Annotated in this window: 23 protein-coding genes; 14 read left to right on the plus strand and 9 right to left on the minus strand. The window is 63.5% G+C overall.

Annotation, left to right across the window (positions count from 1 at the left end):
- The 8 genes from ACOEQ1_RS00005 to ACOEQ1_RS00040 form a co-directional block, all read left to right on the plus strand.
- Positions 1-260: sigma factor-like helix-turn-helix DNA-binding protein (locus tag ACOEQ1_RS00005; protein WP_419757190.1), on the plus strand; the 260-nt coding region annotated here is incomplete at its 5' end.
- Positions 250-891, plus strand: a complete 642-nt coding sequence (locus ACOEQ1_RS00010) for an NrsF family protein (protein WP_419757191.1) — start codon at positions 250-252, stop codon at positions 889-891. The genes ACOEQ1_RS00005 and ACOEQ1_RS00010, both read left to right, overlap by 11 nt.
- A gap of 87 nt (positions 892-978) precedes the next feature.
- Complete coding sequence (locus ACOEQ1_RS00015; protein WP_419757192.1) at positions 979-1662, plus strand: cytochrome b/b6 domain-containing protein; 684 nt, start codon at positions 979-981, stop codon at positions 1660-1662.
- Entirely contained in the window at positions 1659-2432 is a 774-nt protein-coding gene (locus tag ACOEQ1_RS00020) for a molybdopterin-dependent oxidoreductase (RefSeq protein WP_419757193.1), read from the plus strand. Before ACOEQ1_RS00015 ends, ACOEQ1_RS00020 begins: the two co-directional genes overlap by 4 nt.
- Positions 2433-2476: 44 nt before the next feature.
- The gene (locus ACOEQ1_RS00025; protein ID WP_419757194.1) at positions 2477-2908 is read left to right on the plus strand and encodes a hypothetical protein; all 432 of its coding nucleotides are present in this window, start codon (positions 2477-2479) and stop codon (positions 2906-2908) included.
- Between the two features lie 161 nt (positions 2909-3069).
- A complete protein-coding gene (locus ACOEQ1_RS00030; protein WP_419758598.1) occupies positions 3070-3744 on the plus strand; it encodes a TetR/AcrR family transcriptional regulator in 675 nt (224 codons plus the stop codon).
- Positions 3745-3816: 72 nt separating this feature from the next.
- Positions 3817-4494, plus strand: coding sequence for an alpha/beta family hydrolase (locus ACOEQ1_RS00035; RefSeq protein WP_419757195.1), 678 nt, complete (start codon positions 3817-3819; stop codon positions 4492-4494).
- 712 nt (positions 4495-5206) lie between these two features.
- Complete coding sequence (locus ACOEQ1_RS00040) at positions 5207-6148, plus strand: phytanoyl-CoA dioxygenase family protein (protein ID WP_419757196.1); 942 nt, start codon at positions 5207-5209, stop codon at positions 6146-6148.
- Positions 6149-6160: 12 nt separating this feature from the next.
- Here ACOEQ1_RS00040 and ACOEQ1_RS00045 read toward each other — a convergent pair whose 3' ends face one another.
- From ACOEQ1_RS00045 to ACOEQ1_RS00075, 7 genes are all read right to left on the minus strand, one after another.
- A complete protein-coding gene (locus tag ACOEQ1_RS00045) occupies positions 6161-7651 on the minus strand; it encodes a carboxypeptidase M32 (RefSeq protein WP_419757197.1) in 1491 nt (496 codons plus the stop codon).
- Positions 7652-7658: 7 nt separating this feature from the next.
- On the minus strand, positions 7659-8597 hold the full coding sequence (locus tag ACOEQ1_RS00050) for a heme o synthase (RefSeq protein WP_419757198.1): 939 nt from the start codon (positions 8595-8597) through the stop codon (positions 7659-7661).
- A gap of 276 nt (positions 8598-8873) precedes the next feature.
- A complete protein-coding gene (locus ACOEQ1_RS00055) occupies positions 8874-9548 on the minus strand; it encodes a class I SAM-dependent methyltransferase (protein WP_419757199.1) in 675 nt (224 codons plus the stop codon).
- Positions 9549-9660: 112 nt separating this feature from the next.
- On the minus strand, positions 9661-10767 hold the full coding sequence (locus tag ACOEQ1_RS00060; RefSeq protein ID WP_419757200.1) for a ribonuclease E/G: 1107 nt from the start codon (positions 10765-10767) through the stop codon (positions 9661-9663).
- A gap of 1 nt (position 10768) precedes the next feature.
- Positions 10769-11368 carry an SH3 domain-containing protein gene (locus ACOEQ1_RS00065; RefSeq protein ID WP_419757201.1) on the minus strand — a complete coding sequence of 200 codons (600 nt, stop codon included), beginning with the start codon at positions 11366-11368 and terminating at the stop codon, positions 10769-10771.
- Between the two features lie 46 nt (positions 11369-11414).
- A complete protein-coding gene (locus tag ACOEQ1_RS00070; protein WP_419757202.1) occupies positions 11415-11795 on the minus strand; it encodes a DsrE/DsrF/DrsH-like family protein in 381 nt (126 codons plus the stop codon).
- 8 nt (positions 11796-11803) lie between these two features.
- The gene (locus ACOEQ1_RS00075; protein ID WP_419757203.1) at positions 11804-12598 is read right to left on the minus strand and encodes a HesA/MoeB/ThiF family protein; all 795 of its coding nucleotides are present in this window, start codon (positions 12596-12598) and stop codon (positions 11804-11806) included.
- Positions 12599-12801: 203 nt separating this feature from the next.
- Between ACOEQ1_RS00075 and ACOEQ1_RS00080 the strand changes: the two genes are divergently transcribed.
- Positions 12802-13317 carry a CHAP domain-containing protein gene (locus ACOEQ1_RS00080; RefSeq protein WP_419757204.1) on the plus strand — a complete coding sequence of 172 codons (516 nt, stop codon included), beginning with the start codon at positions 12802-12804 and terminating at the stop codon, positions 13315-13317.
- Between the two features lie 3 nt (positions 13318-13320).
- Here the strand turns inward: ACOEQ1_RS00080 and ACOEQ1_RS00085 are convergent, their stop codons facing one another.
- The gene (locus ACOEQ1_RS00085) at positions 13321-14130 is read right to left on the minus strand and encodes an EipB family protein (RefSeq protein WP_419757205.1); all 810 of its coding nucleotides are present in this window, start codon (positions 14128-14130) and stop codon (positions 13321-13323) included.
- Between the two features lie 107 nt (positions 14131-14237).
- On the opposite strand from ACOEQ1_RS00085, the gene ACOEQ1_RS00090 reads away from it, so the two are divergent.
- Positions 14238-14717 carry a DUF488 family protein gene (locus ACOEQ1_RS00090; RefSeq protein WP_419757206.1) on the plus strand — a complete coding sequence of 160 codons (480 nt, stop codon included), beginning with the start codon at positions 14238-14240 and terminating at the stop codon, positions 14715-14717.
- 4 nt (positions 14718-14721) lie between these two features.
- Here ACOEQ1_RS00090 and ACOEQ1_RS00095 read toward each other — a convergent pair whose 3' ends face one another.
- Positions 14722-15756, minus strand: coding sequence for an NAD(P)-dependent oxidoreductase (locus ACOEQ1_RS00095; RefSeq protein ID WP_419757207.1), 1035 nt, complete (start codon positions 15754-15756; stop codon positions 14722-14724).
- Here ACOEQ1_RS00095 and ACOEQ1_RS00100 point away from each other — a divergent pair.
- The 4 genes from ACOEQ1_RS00100 to cynS all read left to right on the plus strand — a co-directional run bounded on the left by ACOEQ1_RS00100 (position 15718) and on the right by cynS (position 17820).
- Entirely contained in the window at positions 15718-16329 is a 612-nt protein-coding gene (locus ACOEQ1_RS00100; RefSeq protein ID WP_419757208.1) for a carbonic anhydrase, read from the plus strand. The two genes, ACOEQ1_RS00095 and ACOEQ1_RS00100, sit on opposite strands and share 39 nt — an antisense overlap.
- On the plus strand, positions 16329-16994 hold the full coding sequence (locus ACOEQ1_RS00105) for an MT-A70 family methyltransferase (protein ID WP_419757209.1): 666 nt from the start codon (positions 16329-16331) through the stop codon (positions 16992-16994). Before ACOEQ1_RS00100 ends, ACOEQ1_RS00105 begins: the two co-directional genes overlap by 1 nt.
- A 114-nt stretch (positions 16995-17108) precedes the next feature.
- Positions 17109-17318, plus strand: coding sequence for a hypothetical protein (locus ACOEQ1_RS00110; protein WP_419757210.1), 210 nt, complete (start codon positions 17109-17111; stop codon positions 17316-17318).
- 52 nt (positions 17319-17370) lie between these two features.
- Positions 17371-17820 (plus strand): cyanase, encoded by a 450-nt coding sequence (cynS, locus tag ACOEQ1_RS00115; protein ID WP_419757211.1) that lies wholly within the window; start codon positions 17371-17373, stop codon positions 17818-17820.
- The last annotated feature ends 14 nt before the right edge of the window (positions 17821-17834 follow it).

Genomic DNA, 17834 nt, shown 5'->3' on the forward strand with positions numbered 1-17834 from the left:
AGGCAACGGAACCCTTGGACGAGAATTATGGTACCCCAGATCACGAAAACCGCGTGGTGGCGGAATCGACCCTTACTCAGTTGCTCGGTGAAATTCGTCCAGCGCAGGCTCAGGTGATCCGCCTTGTCAAGATCGAGGGTTACAGCGTCGATGACGCATCTAGAGCGACCGGCCAGTCTGTCGCTCTGGTAAAGGTGAACATCCACAGGGGGCTCAAACGGCTGGCGGCCGCTGTTCGACAGGGCTGCGATGAGGACTGACATCCTTATTGATCGCCTGAGTCAGGATCTCCGGCCCGTTCGTCCTCGTAGTGTCCTGCGTGAGGCTGCCATTCTCGCCTTGCTCGGCGTTATCGAAGTGATCGCGTTCCTGTCCATGGGGTTCATGCGGCCGGACATGTCGGCGGCGATGGGTTCTCCCTCCTTCTGGTGGAAACTCTTGAGCATGGGACTGATCGCGGTCCTGGGAGCGGGCATAGCACTGAGCTCCATCGATCCCGCCTGCTCTCCACGTCGCGGTCTGCGATGGATCCCCGCCTGTCTCGCTGCTATCTTTGCAAGCGGGTGGCTGATCGATGCGGCTCAGGGCGGAGTGTTAGACTTGATCACGCGCCTGCACTGGCGCGAGGGCCTCCAATGTATTTGGGAAATGATCGCGCTGTCTGTTCCGGCAGTGATCGCTTTGGCCGTCCTCATTCGGCACGGAGCACCTTCGGACCGAACCGGTACGGCGCTGGCGGGCGCACTTGCGTCTGCCGCTTGGGGAGCCTTCGTTTTCGTGTTTGCCTGCCCATCGGATGACCCTTTCTACATTGCGGTATGGTATACGGCGGGCTGTGGGATCGCTACATTCCTTGGACAGATCGTTCTTTCGAGGGCCGCACAATGGTAGTAACGACATCGTTCGAAACAGGACGAGAGGAGGCCGCGATCCTTTGTTGGCAGCACCACCCACGCTCTCCGGTCGCGAGTAATTAGCATGTCCCAAGAAATTTTGAGCCGCGCAGACAGGGGCCATGACGCTCCGGCAAGGCGGCGCCTTCATCCTCTACCCGTAAGGGTCATGCACTGGGTCAATGCAGCCGTGATGATGGTCATGATTACATCCGGTTGGGGAATTTACGACGATGACGTGATCATCCACGGATTGATCTTTGGCAGCTTTTTTCGCCTCGGTGACTGGGCGGCCTGGAGCCTCAACTGGCATTTCGCCGGAATGTGGTTCTTCGCGATCAATGGACTCATCTATCTGATCTACGGGCTGACCACCGGGCGATTTGTGGAACGACTTTTACCGATCACCCCGAGGGACCTCGTGCATACCGTCGTCGAGACATTGCATTTCAAATTCGCGCACGAGGATCTGACGGTCTACAACGCGGTGCAGAAGCTTCTCTACATTGTGGTCATCCTCGCTGGCATCAACCAAGTAGTGACCGGAATCGCTATCTGGAAGCCGGTGCAGTTTTCCGGGCTGGTGTCGCTGTTTGGGGGCTTCCAATCAGCCCGCGTCTTCCACTTCACAGGCATGGTCGTCATCGTGGGCTTTCTCGTCGTGCATGTCCTTCTGGCGCTTATCGTGCCGAAAACGATTTGGGCGATGTTGGCGGGAGGTCCGAGGCTGAAGCCGGCCCCCCAAATCAGGACGGCACGCAAATCATGAAGTCTTTGTTCCGGCCCGGCGATGCGCCAGATGCCTCTGTCCTCGACCTGCATCGCCCACTGATCCGCTCCCTCGAGCGGCGGGGGCTGTTGCGTGGAGGGCTCACCCTTGGTTCGCTCGTCATGCTCACAGGGTGCGACGTGAAACGCCCGGAGTCTGTCCAGGATGCGCTGCTCGCGATATCGCGTCTGAACGACAAGGTTCAGGCGCTCATCTTCGATCCGAACAAGCTCGCGCCAACCTACCCAGCTTCTATGATTTTACGGCCCCCGAAGTTCAACGCCTATTATGACGTCGTTGACGTAAAGCCCGTGAACGGGACGACCTGGCGCCTGGAACTTGCCGGTCTGATCCAGGACAAACGACCCTGGACGCTACAGGATCTTCAGGGGCTTCCGCAGTCGTCCATGGTCATCAAACATATCTGCGTCGAGGGGTGGAGCTATATCGGCGGCTGGACCGGTGTCCCCTTGCGAGACTTTCTCGAGCGGGTTGGCGCGGATCTGAAGGCTCCATACGTCGCGTTCAAGACGGCAGACAATTATCCGAGCAGCATCGATATGGCGACGGCTCTCCATCCACAGACCATGCTCGCCCTCCAGTACGGTGGACAAGTTCTCGCCGATCCATTTGGTTTTCCGGTGCGTCTACGCATGTCGACCAAGCTCGGATACAAAAATCCTAAGTGGGTCACGGCGATTGAGGTGACCAACACCTACACCGGCGGGTTCTGGGAGAAAAAAGGCTTTCCCTGGTTCGCAGGAATCTGATCTTGAGCATGAGAACATATGCAGTCGCCTTCTGCAGCCTCGTGATGAGTCTGAGCGCCACCGTGGCTTATGCGCAGAGCCCAATGCCGGGCGGTATGCCGCCGCCTCCGGGCATGAGCCTTGCGGATTCGAACGCCATGCGGTTTCCGCAGCCGGTGCGGGTTGGCGACCTACTTCATCGTCTGGTGCTTCAACCGGTTGAAAGCCAGATCATACTCGGTCGCGTCCACGCAGTGACCCGCGACGCCAAAGGGACTGTGCAGGTGATCATGAATTTCGGAGGCTTCTACGGATTCGGTGGCCGGTTGATCGCCGTGCCCATCGACGCAATGGTGTTGCTGGGAGACGATCTGGAAGTCGTCGCTTACACACCGATGCAGCTTAGAACGTTTCCAACATATGTCCCTTCGTCGGACAATGCGGAAGTAGCCGGCGATAGCGTGCTCAAAGTCGGGCTGGCAAAGCCATCCCACTGAACAAGAGGGCAATGCACTCGGCCTGCCGACGGCACTGCTCGTAGACGCTGTGTATCCTGCGAGGAACGTCATGAACGACGCGTCGCATTCGGCGTTACCCTTGCCAAAATGGTGGAAGTCACCATTGTGCACGAAAGGTCCAGTTGAACGTTAGTTGGGAAATGGCGAAACCAAGGCCGGTTGATGACACTAGAGCAACGACTGCCCGAGGTGCCGCGACCCGTGCGCGTATCATTCAAGCCGCATCGCTTTTGGTAACTGAGCACGGTGTTGCTGGAACCCGGATTGATGCCATCATGATGGACAGCAACACTAGCAAATCGCAGATCTACCACTACTTCTCCGACCGGGAGACACTGATGTGCGCGGTCGTTGAGGCGCAGGCCGATAAGGTTCTCGACTTCCAGAAGTCCTGCCTTGGTCAGGTGAATTCCCTTTCGGATCTTTACGCCTGGCGGGACAAGGTGGTCGAAATCAATCGCTCGAAGCGGAGCGTCGGTGGCTGTCCGGTGGGCTCTCTGGCAAGTGAGCTCGCGGACCGCTCAGAAATCGCGCGTGATGCGCTTGTCCGGACTTTTGTCCAGTGGGAGACGCATCTGGTCGGCGCGCTCGAACGAATGCGTCTTGCGCGCAACCTCTCCGCCGCGGCGGACATTCATCAGCTGGCCACCGGCATCCTCACGGCGCTTCAGGGAGGTCTTCTCATGGCGCAAACCATGCGGACGACGCACCCCCTTCAGGTTGCTCTCGATATGGCACTGGATCAGGTAAGCCGGCACACCAGCTTGGAGGCGCGGTCGGAGGACCCACGAAGGCCGAAGCGGACCGCGGACTAGGATGGACATGCCGCCCGGCTTGCCAGGGCGCCAAATCTCTCCGCCAACTCTGCGAGACGGAGAGGGACTGGCATGACGGTATTTCTGAAAATCAGGGTTTCGGAGACGCAGGTAGTTTCAGCTTTGTTGAGCCTGCCACCGAAGGCAAGGGCCTGCTACGTCATGGCGCACGGCGCCGGGGCCGGGATGACACACCCGTTCATGGCGGCGATGGCCGATGGCCTAGCCGAACGGGGGTTTGCGACGCTTCGATATCAGTTTCCCTTCATGGAAAACGGCTCCAGGCGGCCCGACGCTCCTGCGCTGGCTCATGCGACCGTGCGCGCAGCCGTCGCCGAGGCCACTCAGCAACTGCCGTCGCTTCCGTTGATTGCCGGGGGCAAATCGTTCGGCGCTCGGATGACATCCCAATCCCAGGCCGAGGAGGCCTTGCCCAAGGTGATGGGCTTGGCTTTCGTGGGCTTTCCGCTGCACCCTGCCGGGAAGCCGTCCGTTGAACGGGCCTTGCACCTTCAGAGCATTTCCATTCCCATGTTGTTCCTCCAAGGAACGCGCGATGCGCTGGCAGATCTGCATCTGGCGAAGGCTGTTGCCGCCGACCTGGGGAGGTTGGCAAGGCTTAACATCATCGACGGTGCGGACCACTCGTTCCACGTGCTTGCCCGTTCGGGGCACACCGATCCTCAGGCAATGGCCGAGCTTCTGGATGGCTTCTCCCGATGGGCTGACATGGCCGTCGGTGGATCGTGAGCTGACGCCCTAGACTTCTGCGCCCTCCGCGCCAGCTGGGTCAGGTGCGACCTCCACCGAGCAAAAAACGCTTAATACCTTTGAGCGGAGTGGCGACAATTTCCTTAGTCAGCTGGGTCCTGCGCTTCATGATTCAGCTTCTTGCGCGGTCAGGATGTCAGTGGGTAAAAATCACGAAGGTATTGATGAATGCCCTTTAACACCACACTGAACTTCCCCCACTAAACTGTCATCCTCGTCCATCCAACCAGAAGATCCACGATCTAAAGCCATAGCAAACGAAAGTGCCAGGGCACGAGCGTGCCTGCGAAACTTAAGCTTGTACTGAGCGCTGCCAGAATTATCAGTGTTTGCATCACGGTTTATCTGGATGGATCAACGCGTTGATTTGGATCGGCAGGCTTACCGTTATTTTATTTTTGCTTGACCGATGCAGCGGAATATTGGGGCAGGATTTGACCATCTAACCCTCTTGTCTCCGAAACCTTTCGAGTGACTTCCGGCTGCATTTGGCGTCCGCTTGCGGTATGGCCATCATTGCGTCACAGTTGTCTTTGCAATCCCAGATTGCTCTCGCAAAGTGCACAGCGGCATAGGCGTTTTTCAATGAAACCTCCAGACTAAAAGTATCGTCCTCAGAACATTGTGGTTGTACTTTCGGTATGACCCAGACTCAGGTGCTCAATCTAAATTGAATGGTGGCGGGTAGTCGATGAATCACATCACAACATCGGTTGTCGCGGAAACGCTTCCTAACGAGCAGGAGGTTGCTCGCCGCTTCACCGAGAACGGTTTTGTTCAAATCGACGATGTCGCGAGCCTTGGCGAGGTTCAGTTAATTCGTCAAAGGCTGGAGGAGATGTGGGCGGCCAAGACCGGGTTCGAGCGCGGCTACCAGTTCGACTTGGTTGGAGACGACGACGAGAACAAAGCTTTGTCGTTCCCTCAGATTATCCATCCGAGCAGTTTTGCGCCCGAACTCCTCAAGACCGCGTTCTTTGCTCGCAGCCAGCAGCTTGCCAAGGACATCCTGGGGCCCAACGCACGGTTCTTCGCTGATCATGCTCTGCTGAAGCCGGCGGAGATCGGTCCCGAGACCCCTTGGCATCAGGATGAGGCATTTCGCGATCCTGCTTACGATTATAAAGACTTGAGCATCTGGCTTGCGCTGCAGCCCACCGATGATCTTAACGGCTGCATGAAATTCATGCGCGGCTCCCACACATGGGGTCTGCTGCCGCATCGACCGCTGAATGGGAATGAAAAGATCCACGCGGTCGAATGCATTGGCGATTTCGACGCTTCAGGCGCAGTTCCCTGCCACTTGCAGACGGGCGGCTGCACGATCCATGGAGGTCGAACCCTTCATAGCGCCGGACCCAACCGATCGTCCAAACCGCGCGCCGCCTGGGTGCTGATCTTCGAGGTGCCTCCGCATCTCCGCGCTTCGCCCAAGGCGGGCGCCGGCGTCTCAAACATGACCGCACGGGCGGAGCGCGAAATGCGCTGGCAGCGGCGCGGCGGAGCCGTGACCACCCTGTGGCGAAACTTTCGCCGGGTTAATCTCCGTGATCCTCGTGATGTGGCGATGTTCCTGAAGCGCGCCTGGAACGGTGCCTTGCGCGTGCTCGGCAAGCGGACGGAGGCATCTTAGCCGCGCCTGCCTTCAAACGGTCAGATACCGCGCCGTCAGATGGGCTTCGAAGGCCTTGGCATCCAGCGGCTTGCCTGTCGCGGCCCGCATCAGGTCGTTGAACCCCATCAGGTTACCGCAGGCATGGACCTTTTGGCGTACCCAGCCGAGGAGGGGCGAGAGATCGCCGCGCGTGATTGCCTCGTCGACCTCCGGCACATCCCGTCGCAATGCCTCCATCAGCTGTGCGGCCGCCATGGCGCCGAGGGTGTAGCTTGGGAAGTAACCAAAGGCTCCATCGTACCAATGGATATCCTGCAGGCAGCCACGCCGGTCGTCAGGCGGCGTGACGCCGAGAAGTGCCCGCAGTCCGTCGTTCCAAGCGTCCGGCAGATCCGCCACCGGCAGATCGCCGGCGATCATCGCCCGCTCCAGGCGGAAGCGGAGGATGACATGCGCAGGATAAGTGACTTCGTTCGCCTCGACCCTGATGAAGCCCCGGTCCACATGCCGCAGCAACCGACCAAGATTCGCAGCCGAATAAATCGCCGCTTCGCCTCCAAACGCGCCATGCAGCTGAGGACCGAGCCAGGAGAGGTAGGCGGCGCTCCGGCATACTTGCTGTTCGATGAGCAGGGACTGGCTTTCATGCGCCGCCATGCCTGCGGCCTCACCCACCGGCTGCCGCGCATGCCGGGGCGGCAGCCCCGCCTCATAGAGCGCGTGGCCGGTCTCGTGCATCACGCCCATCAGGCTCTGGAAACACTCATCTTCGCTGTAGCGGCTGGTGATGCGTATGTCGGTCGGTGTGCCGCCGCTGAAGGGATGCGCGGAACGATCCAGCCGCGCATGGTGATAGTCGAGCCCGGCCGCCGCCGACAGCCGCTGGCAAAGTGCCTCCTGGGCCGCGACCGGGAACAGCCCCCGCAGAGGCCGGCCAGGCCCGCGCGCCGCCTGAATGGCCTCTGCCTCCGGCAAGGCGGTGGCGAGGAAGGTCGCGTAGTCAGCGAAGATCGGCTCGACATCGGTCGCGCGAACGCCGCGCTGGAACCCGTCCATCAGCGCATCGTAGGGGGTCATCCCGAACGCCTCGCCCAGTGCGACCGCGGCCTCGCGCGTCAAGCGCACCACCTCCTCGAGCGCAGGCCGCACGGCCGCGAAATCCGAGGCGGGACGGGCGCGGCGCCAGATCGCTTCGCAACTGGAACTGGCGCGGCTCCGAGCCTCGACGAGGGCAGCCGGCAAAGCCACCGACTGCAGATAGCGGTGGCGCATCAGCCGCAAATTTGCGGCGGCCCATGGGTCGGACGGGGGCGTCTGCTCTGCCTCCGCGAGGTCGTCGGACAGCGCCGTCGCTGTCGTCAATTCATGGATGAGGCCCGACAGCACCGCCAGTTGATCGCCCCGCGCGGCGGCGCCTCCGGACGGCATCATGACCGAGGCGTCCCACCCAAGTACCGCGCTCGCCTCGCCGACTGTCGCGATGCGGGCGAAGCGGGCGATCAGGCGGTCATAGGCGTTCATGAGGGCTTCACCAGCCGGCGAGACGGCAGGCGGCCAGCACACCGAACAGCAGGAAGAGATAGAGCAGCGAGTAGCGGAAAGCTTTTCGGGCAGGACCGTTGTTCGTGAGGCTTGCACCGGCTGGTCCGCGCCCGTCGGCGAGGACCAGCACGGCATAGTACAGGAATATGCCGGTGAGTATCTGGCTCAGCACGAGGTAGGGCCAGCCGACGAAGCCGACCGCCCAGGGGCCGGCCGCTACCGGCATCAGCACCATCGTGTAGGCGGCGATGTTCGCCCGCGTGATCCGTGGTCCTGAAACCACCGGCAGCATGGGCACGCCGGCACGCTCGTAGTCGCCGCTCGCGTAAAGCGAGAGCGACCAGAAATGCGGCGGCGTCCAGAAGAAGATGATTGCGAACATGAGGACGGGGACGAGGTCGATGCTCCCGGTCACCGCTGCCCATCCGATGATGGGCGGGAATGCGCCGGCCGCGCCGCCGATGACGATGTTCTGCGGCGTGCGACGTTTCAGCCACATCGTGTAGATAAACACGTAGAAGGCGATCGAGACCGCGAGCATCGCGGCGGCGACGATATTGGTCGCCAGCGCCATCAGCAGGACGGACGCGCAGGCGAGTACAATGCCAAAGGCAAGCGCGGACGCAGGCGCCATACGGCCGGATGGAATGGGCCGGCTTGCCGTGCGCCGCATGATCGCGTCGATGTCGCGGTCGTACCACATGTTGATTGCGCCGGCCGCTCCCGCCCCCATGGCGATGCAAACGACGGCGACAACCGCGAGGATAGGGTTCAGGTGGCCCGGCGCCACCAGGGTGCCGATGGCTCCGGTGAAGACGACAAGGGTCATCACGCGGGGTTTGAGCAGCGCGATCCAGTCTTCGAGTTTGGCGCCTACGGGTAGGGCCGCGTCAGCCAGGATCGCGTTGGTAGGCTTATCCATCATCAGACTTTCGTCTTTCCAGTCCGGTCGCCCGGGGATCATCCCCGAGAAGCGGTTCGGATTTCGCAACCGCTCGGCAGGCAGCCACTTAGACAGTTTCAACGCCGGATGCCACGCCGGCTCCGTCGCTAAGATTGCAGAACTTCCGTTAAAGTATGGCGCGCCAGCCGCCCGGCAACAGCTCTACGCCACTCATGACGGCAAGACCATTAACTCCGCGAGTAGCTGTGCAGCTTGCGAGACCGAGATGCCTGCCGAGCGGCTCAGCTTACAGCGGATTTACCGGTCGCCGCTCAGCTCCAATGGCAGATGGACGAGCGTGAAGATGCCGAAGGGCGGGGTCGGCACAATCTCGGCCCGTGCGCGCTCGGCCGGTGTAAACAGCGCCTCCGCGGCAAAATCCGGATGCCAGCCGAGCGCATGGGAGGCTGGCGCCATCGCCTGCTCTACCCAGCGGCGCGGCCCCGAGGCAGCAATAAAGTGGTTCACGAACAGCAAGTGACCGGAGGGACGCACAAGCCGGCGCATCTCGGCCATCAGCCGCTTTGGGTGAGGCACAACGGATGCCACGAACATGGCGACCGCGATGTCGAAGCTCTGATCGGGGAAGCCGGTCGCTTCGGCATCCATCTCATGCAGCCCGGCGACGTGATGAAGCCCCAGTTTGTCGGTCCGGTTGCGGGCCCGGGCCAGCATTTCCGCCGAGAGGTCGATGCCGGTGACGCGCTTCCCGCTGTCGTAAAGCGGCAGGGCAAGCCCGGTGCCGACGCCGACCTCCAGCACGTCGCGACCAGCCAAAGCGTTGATGCGGCTGACGGTCCGACGCCTTGCCGGGCGGGATATCGCCCCGAAGGCGCCGTCATAGATGCCTGCCCAGCGCCGGTATGCAGCCTGCACGGCGGCCTTATCCATCGCCGAGTGCGGCTGGGGGTCGTGCGTTTCAGAAACTTGCATGATCTCTCTCAACGGCCCCGTTGAGAGCCTGTTCGACGTTCCCCAAGCCCGCGCCTGCTATCCCCGGGGGACGCCCAGGCCGAGTAGCCATAGCCACCAGCACTTACCAGCGTTACAGATCTGTGAACAGCCGCCACTGGAAATTCCGGCGGTCATCGGGCTTTTCGGCATGTAGGGATGGCTGGCGGCCCGTGCGATACCGGAATTGTTCGAGCGCCGCTGTGTCCGCCTCGATTGCGCCGACGATCTGTGGTGTCGCGAAAATCGAATGAGCCGAACCTGGTTGGGCTTCCCAGGCGGCGCTCAGCGTTGCGAGCGCCTCCAGCCCCTCCGCATGAGGGCCCGACAGAGACTCATGCACCGGTGGATAGACGCGCGGCCTCTGGATTTCCGCCAACCCAAGCCCTGTGAAGCCGAAGAACTGCGGGTGCAGCGGGTCTTCCGCCAGCGCGGATGCAAAGGCCGCTGCCAGCTGCGGACGGCTATGCTGCCCGACGCCTGCGGGGTCGATCAAAATAGCGCCAGCCAGATGGCGGAGGCGGATCTGCCGGGCGATCGCCGGGGCGAGCGCACGATTGAGTGCGAGCTGCGCCGTTTTCTTGGCGCGTCGTTCCGCCGTTGCGGAGCCGGCATCGATGTCGATCGCCACGAGCGCGGGCGTGGGCGTGATCGTCATGCGCGCGCCGCCCGGCAAGTCGACGACGTTGTCTGCGAGGGCCGACCAGATCGCCATGGCTTCGGGTCCGTCATCACCCAGCCCCACGGTCACGCGTGCGCGCAACGCCGTCGGCAGGCCGCCCGCGACGGCTGGGCGGTCGACATAGATCGCGGCTTCGGGGTGCAGCCGGCCGAGGCGCTCGACCACGCCAGGTCCGCGCGCCAGCAGCCGGACCGGCCCCTGCACGTCATCCGGCAGAGCCGCGAGCCGCGGACCTTTCCCGCCCTGGGATCCGCGCGTCACGCGGAGCGCGAGATGAGTGCCTTCTGAGAGGCCGCGGGCGCCGGCCGTATCCGGCAGGAAGCCGTCACCGGAGTTGCCCGGCAGGGCGACGAAAGCGCCGGCCATGGCGGGCACGCGGGCCGCGATCCGGCCAACGATCCGGTCCTCGACCCCGAGCGGGCCACCGGGCCGCTCGATGGCGCTGTCGACCGCGCCGTACCTGTCGATCGCGAGGCCCCGGATTTCACCTGGCCTCGACGTCACCAGAATGACGGGCACGCTATTTGGCAGGAATGGCCTCGCCCGGGAACGACCCCCAGAAGGCCGAACGTCCCAGCCAGCCGCCGACGTGGCCCACGCGCACGTGGCACCAGTTGGCACCGGCATCGCATCGCTGGATGAGACCAATCACGCCCGGCATCAGTCGAGCGGCGGGATTGGCTTGATCGGAGGCGCTGCGGAACAGCGTGACCGGGGACTTCCCCTTGATGACGAAGTGACGGGTGTCGACCAGCGTCGCCTCATGCATCCAGCCTTCGGTGCCGTCGGCATCGACCACAAGTCGCCAGACATCGAACTCCCGCAGCACCTCAACCGGCAGGCCGGCGCGATGATAGACCCAGGCTATCGGATACTGGTCACCCGGTCCGACGCGGAGATTGACCGCGTCTGCCCGGAGCGAGACGAACCGGGGGATCGGCAGGCAGGTCGACGAGCCGACATGAGCGCTGTCGACAGGCTTGCCGCTGGCCGACGAGCAGGCGCTGGAAACGGGCTCGGCCCTTGCCTCCAAGGTGCTGGAAGAGGCAATCGCGAACCAGGTCAGGGCAAGGCAGGCCGTAGCCAGGCTGACGCGGATTGGGACACTCCCGATTCTCATAGGGTCTGGGTGCCAAGCTCCTGGCCGCCGGTCAAGCCGCCACTCGCTACAGGCTGACGATCTGGCCGCCGGCCGCATTGCCCAGAAATCGCGCGACCCCCGCGACCTCGACACCCTCCATCAGCTGATGAGCGTCGATGGCCTCGGCCCGCAGCCCGGCCTCGCACACCATCAAACTCACGCCAAGTTCGATGCAGGCCTCCCGTAGTTCAGCGAGGCCGCCGACGCCGCGCCCGCGGACGACCGCGTCACGCCCGGCCTCCTCGAGGCTCGACCAGTCCTGCATGAGGGCGTGGCAGCCGCCATTCGTCGCGAAAAGCTGGACGCGACGGCCCAGTGCCGCGGCACCGGCCGCGATCACGAAAGCATAATGCGCGCGGTCGTGGCTGCCGGAGAGCAGAAGGACGCTGAGGGGCTCACCAGCCAAGCTGGAGGTCATAGCGCCGAGCAAACCGGACAGTGCGGGTCGCGCGGCACCCGAATGGTGCGAAAGCGTGTCGCCAACGCATCCCAGAGCAGGAGACGCCCTGAGAGACTTTCGCCCAGCCCCAGGATCTCCTTGATCGTTTCCGTCGCCTGAAGCGTTCCCATCACGCCAGTGACGGCGCCGAGGACGCCTGCCTCCGCGCAGGAGGGCGACAGTCCGGCCGGTGGCGCTTCGGGGTAGAGGCAGCGATAGCACGGCCCGTCGTGGCCGGCATGCGGCTTGAAGACGCTCAGCTGGCCCTCGAACCGCAGCACGGCGGCCGACACCAACACCCGCCGCGCCCGGACGCAGGCGTCGGCAACCAGATACCGCGTGGCAAAGTTGTCGGACCCATCGCAGACGATGTCATAGTCCGGGATGAGCGCTTCGGCCTCCGGCGCCGTCAGGCGCAGCCTGTGCTCGACGATCTCGACCCCGGGGTTGATCGCGCGCGCTGCCGCGGCGGCCGAGGTGGTCTTGGCAACTCCCAGGCTCCCCATGCCATGCGCGATCTGCCGCTGGAGGTTGGATAGTTCGACGTGGTCGTCGTCGACGATGCCAATCGTGCCGACCCCGCTCGCCGCCAGGTAAAGCAACAACGGGCTCCCGAGGCCGCCTGCTCCGACGACCAGAACGCGAGCGCGGCCCAGAGCCGCCTGACCGGTTCCACCGATCTCCGGCAGCAGGATGTGGCGGGAGTAGCGTTGGATCTCCGCCTCGCTGAACTCCAGATCGAGGCTCACGTCTGATGAGGATGCCGCCATGCCGCATCCAAAGCACCAAGAGGCAGCTTTCTGCAAGGACGAGAACCGAGGGGACGAGAACCGAGGGGACCAGAACAAGAACGAATTCTTAACAAAGTGTAGAACAAACCAGGATCATGCGTCTTTTGTGCAACGCGTCTCATATTCTTGTCGAACCGCCTCATCTTTTGGGTTAGCGTCGGGGTGTAGCCGCTTGTTAAGACATGAACCACATGCGCTTCCGGTGCCGATGGATCAGCCTGCTCGTGCTCTGTCTGCTCACCGGATGTGGTGGCGGCTACGCCTCCTACGGGCCGGCGACCGCAATGACCTGCGTCCCCTACGCCCGGTCGATCACCAGGCTGCCGCTTGATGGCGACGCCTGGGCCTGGTGGGACGAGGCTCGCGGCCGCTATGTCGAGAGTGACGTTCCTACCCCCGGCGCCGTGCTTGTCTTCCGGCGAACCGGCAGGCTTCCAAGCGGCCATCTCGCGGTGGTTTCGGCCGTGCTGTCGGATCGCCGGGTGCTGGTGACGCAGGCCAACTGGCTGCCCTATCGGATCACGAGCAACCAACCGGTGCTCGACGTGTCACCTCAGAACGACTGGACGGTGGTGCGTGTCTGGTGGCCGCCTGTCCATGGCTGGGGCGCGACCGTCTACCCCACCAATGGCTTCATCCTCACGATCCCCGTCTCCGCGCCCCCACCCATGGCGCAATCGATGAACACCGGAAGCTAGACCTCAGCAGTGATGCGGCAACAGCCTGAACTGGGCCAGCGTTCCGGCCATGGTGAAATTGCCGAAGTTCATCATCAGGCCGTCGGCGACGCCGTTGTTCCAGTAGCGCATGGAGAGCAGAGTATCCGGCAGCATCTCGGTCGTATCTGTCGCGAAATAGCCCATGTGCACCATGAGGCTCGGCAGCTTGCTCAAAGGCGCAAAATTCGTCGGCACCACCTGGCCGTGGGAGGTGATGACCGCAAAGGTGTTCTCAACCGCAGCGGTGGCCGTGCCATCGAAAACGGGAACCGAGACGAACATCTGCCCCTTCTGCGCCGCCGCCAGCACCGCCTCGGTTTGCGCCATCGGAAATATCGTGCCGGCTGGCAGCACCACGCGCCGCGGTTCGGGCGCCGTGTAGACGGCGAAGCCGGGCTTGCCAGGCGGGAGTTCGGCCCAGCCGGCTCTCACCTCTCGGTCGTCATTCGTGCTCTGCGTGATCCGGAAGCGAAAGTTCTGCCCGTCCTTCGATTCCCAGGTCGAGTAGTCAGACACGGTATGAGTATCGCCACCCTCCCGGTCGAGGACGGTCATGTCGAGACGCTGCTGCGTTGCCCAGCCGGTGCAGCCGTCGATGACCTCATATTCCATGGCGCCCGAAGCGTTGGTGACGCCGCTGTTTTCAGTCGACGCCAGGGTCAGCCGATAGAAAGCCCGATGAGCCGCGAGCGTCTCCATTGCCTGCGGCGCCGCCGCCCGCGATGCACCAGGGGCACCGAGCAGAAGCAGGCAGCAGACGGTTCCGGTCAGGCGGCGAATGGCTGAACGCATAGGCGGCTGCATCCTTTGTTTTTGCGCTGGGCAACCCCTGGCGGTTTCCCCGGCGCTTATCCGATTGCATGGCCGTGTCATAAAAGCACAAACCGAAGGTGCGATGCATGCCCGCTGCCGCGACGACCGCCCCCACACTGCTTTCGATCGGTTATGAGAAGGCGGGATTCGCGGATTTCATCGCAACGCTCCAGGCGGCACGCGTAGCGACGGTGATCGATGTCCGAGACCTCCCGCTCTCACGCCGCGCCGGCTTCTCGAAACGGCAGTTGCAGGCAGGGCTGGCCGAGAGCGGCATCGGTTACCTGCACCTGCGTTCGCTGGGCACACCTGCCGCCGGCCGCGAGGCGAACCGCCGGCGGCAATGGCCCTTGTTCTGGGAAATCGTCGAGCAGAGCCTCGCCAGGCCGGAGGCTCAGGATGCCTTGAACGAGGCCGCGAGGATCGCCGCCGCCTCGCTGAGCTGCTTGCTCTGCTACGAGGCCGATCCCTGCATCTGCCATCGTCGGCGGGTCGGCGAGATACTGCAAGCTCGCCATGGCTTCACGGCCGGCCACCTGCGGGTGGCTCATCGCTTCGAACCTTGAGCGCTTAAAGCCCCGCATCCTCGGCGGATCGCTTGGCGATGGCGGAGAAATCGAGGCCGCCGTCGCCCCGCGCCACACTTGCCAGGAAGCGGTCGCGCAGGATCGACGCGAACGGCAGCGGCACCGTCAGCGCCTCTGCCGCCTCGAGGATCAGGCGGGTGTCCTTGGCCCCGAGCCCGAGCGGCGTTCCCGGCGGATCATAGGACTGGTCGAGGATCATGCGCCCGTAGTTCTTGTGCACCGGGGCGCTGAAGAAGGACTCCGTCAGCACCTCGTAGAGCGTCGCCTTGTCGACGCCGCCTTTCTGGTTGAGGGCAAAGATCTCCGCCATCTGCTCGATCGTCGAGAAGATCATGAAGTTGCAGGAGAGTTTCACCAGATTGGCTTTGAACGGCCTTTCGCCGACGATGAACAGCCGCTGGCCGAGCGCCTCCAGCACCGGCTTGACGCGCTCGATAAGGGCGGCCTCTCCCGCCGCCATGACGAAAAGCTTGCCGGCCTCGGCTGCCGGCGGCCGTCCGAGAACCGGCGCCGCGATGAAGCCCTGCCCAAGACCGTGATGAGCCTCCTCAAGCCGCTGCGACAGATCAACCGAGATGGTGCTTCCGGAGATGTGGATCGCGCCCTTCGGCAGCCCGGCCAGCACGCCGTCGGCCCCGAACACCAGGTTCTCCACCGCGTCGTCGGTTGCGAGCATGGTGATGACCGCTTCCCGCGCCGCGGCCTCTGCGGCGGTGCCGGCGATCGTCGCGCCGTCGCCGCGCAACGCCTCCGCCCGCTCCCGCGTCCGGTTGAAGACCGTGACCTTATGACCCGCGCGGAGCAGGCTTCGCGCCATCGCTCCACCCATCGGTCCAATTCCGACGACACCGACATCCATCTGCACGACCCTCCGCTCGATGGTTCCAATGTTGGGATGCGCGTGGGCGTTGGCCAGCTTTGTTTGACGATGGGCGAGGGAGATGTTGCCGTCGCGGGACGCTCCCCGTAACGTGGTTTCGTGGAAAATCTCCTCACCGGTTACCGGCGCTTCCGTCAAACCGTCTGGCCTGGACGCCGGGAGCAGTTCGAGGCTTTGGCGCAACGCGGCCAGCGGCCGGAGACGCTCGTCATCGCCTGTTCCGACAGCCGCGTCGATCCGGCGATGGTTTTCGATGTCGGCCCCGGCGAAATGTTCATCGTTCGCAACGTTGCCAACCTCGTGCCGCCGTTCGAGGAGGACATGGCCTTCCACGGCACCAGCGCCGCGATCGAGTTCGCCGTCCGCGTGTTGGAGGTGCGGGAGATCATCGTCATGGGCCACGCCATGTGCGGCGGCATCCATGCCCTGCTGCATCCCGCTTCGGCCGAGCGGCTCGACTTCATGTCCTCCTGGGTCGAGATCGCCGCGGAGGCGCGCGACCGCGTTCTCGCGTGCGAGCCCGTTGAGGAGAGGCGCCAGCAGATGTGCGAGTACGAGGCCATCAAGCTGTCCCTGCGCAACCTGATGACGTTCCGTTGGGTTGCCTCCCGTGTCGCCGACGGCCGCCTCGTTTTGCACGGCGCCTCGTTCGACATCCGGACGGGCGCACTGTCGCGCCTCAACGCGGACGGTGCTTTCGAAGCGGTTTGATGAGCGCGGCTGAAACTGTCGATCCCGCGGCAGCCTTGGCAGCGGAACTGGAAGGCCAGCGGTTCGGCACCATCCTGGCCGATCCGCCCTGGCAATTCGTCAACCGGACGGGGAAGGTGGCGCCGGAGCACCGGCGGCTCGGACGCTATGGCACGCTCGATCTCGCCGCCATCGCGCGCCTTCCGGTGGCGGCGCATGCGACGCCCACCGCACATCTCTATCTCTGGGTGCCGAATGCCCTCCTGCCGGACGGGCTGGCGGTCATGAAGGAATGGGGTTTCGCCTACAAGGCCAACATCGTCTGGCACAAGATCCGGAAAGATGGCGGCCCCGACGGACGCGGCGTCGGGTTTTACTTCCGCAACGTCACGGAACTGCTGCTGTTCGGTGTCCGGGGGCCGAGCGCCCGCACGCTCGCCGCAGGGCGGACGCAGGTCAATTTCCTTGCCACCCGGAAGCGCGAGCACAGCCGCAAGCCGGATGAGCAATACCGGCTGATGGAGACATGCAGCCCAGGCCCCTTCCTCGAACTGTTCGCGCGCGGTCCGCGGCCCGGCTGGACGGTCTGGGGCAATCAGGCTGGCGCATACCGGCCGGACTGGCGAACCTACGCCCACAACTCGCAGAGCGAGGAGGCACGCGAGCCGACCTTGGACAAAAACTAGTCTTTGGATTGGAAAGCGCCGCAAACAGAGCTTGCGGCGACGTCACCGACCCTGTTCCAATAGGCCTTCGACTGCAAGGTCTAACTGCCCGGTGTGAGGGCGAAAGGCTTCTCGATGCTCCGTTCCCTGTCCCGTGGGACAACTACCGTTGCGCTGGCGCTGATATGGCTTGCTGGGGGTTGGCTCGCCTGCGACGTGTTGTTCGCGGATCCGGCCCAGCTTGTCTTCGAAGATCTCGCCATCCTCTGCGCTGTCCTGGCGCCGGTCGTCTATCTCATCGGCTGGGCGATGAGGTGGCTCAGCCTGCGGGCCGGCACGGCCTGATGCGTCGGCTCCCACGGGGCGCGGCTGCTCCAGCGCGAGGGATCGCACCCGCATGAACGATGCCAAGAGCGCGCTCGGCCAGAAGCTGTTGGCCATCAAGAAGCGGGAAGGTCTGACCTGGGCCGGGATCGCCCAGACACTTGGCCATGCGCCGGTCTGGACCTGCGCCGCCTGCCTTGGCCAGATGTCCATGACCGCGGAGACGGCCGAGAAAGCCGCGGCAATTTTCGGGCTTGATGAAGCCGAGACGGCCATCCTGCAGGACATTCCCTATCGCGGGTCGCTGCCGACGGCCGTGCCGACCGACCCTGTGATCTACCGCTTCTACGAGCTGGTCCAGGTCTACGGCACCACATGGAAGGAAATGATCCACGAGGAGTTCGGCGACGGGATCATGAGCGCCATCGATTTCGACATGACGCTGGAGCGCGAGCCGGATCAGAAGGGCGACCGGGTGAAGATGACGCTGAGCGGCAAGTTTCTCCCCTACAAACGTTATTGAGGCACCGGCAGACT

The organism is Acidisoma sp. (assembly GCF_965199065.1).
In the GTDB taxonomy this organism is placed as follows: domain Bacteria; phylum Pseudomonadota; class Alphaproteobacteria; order Acetobacterales; family Acetobacteraceae; genus Acidisoma.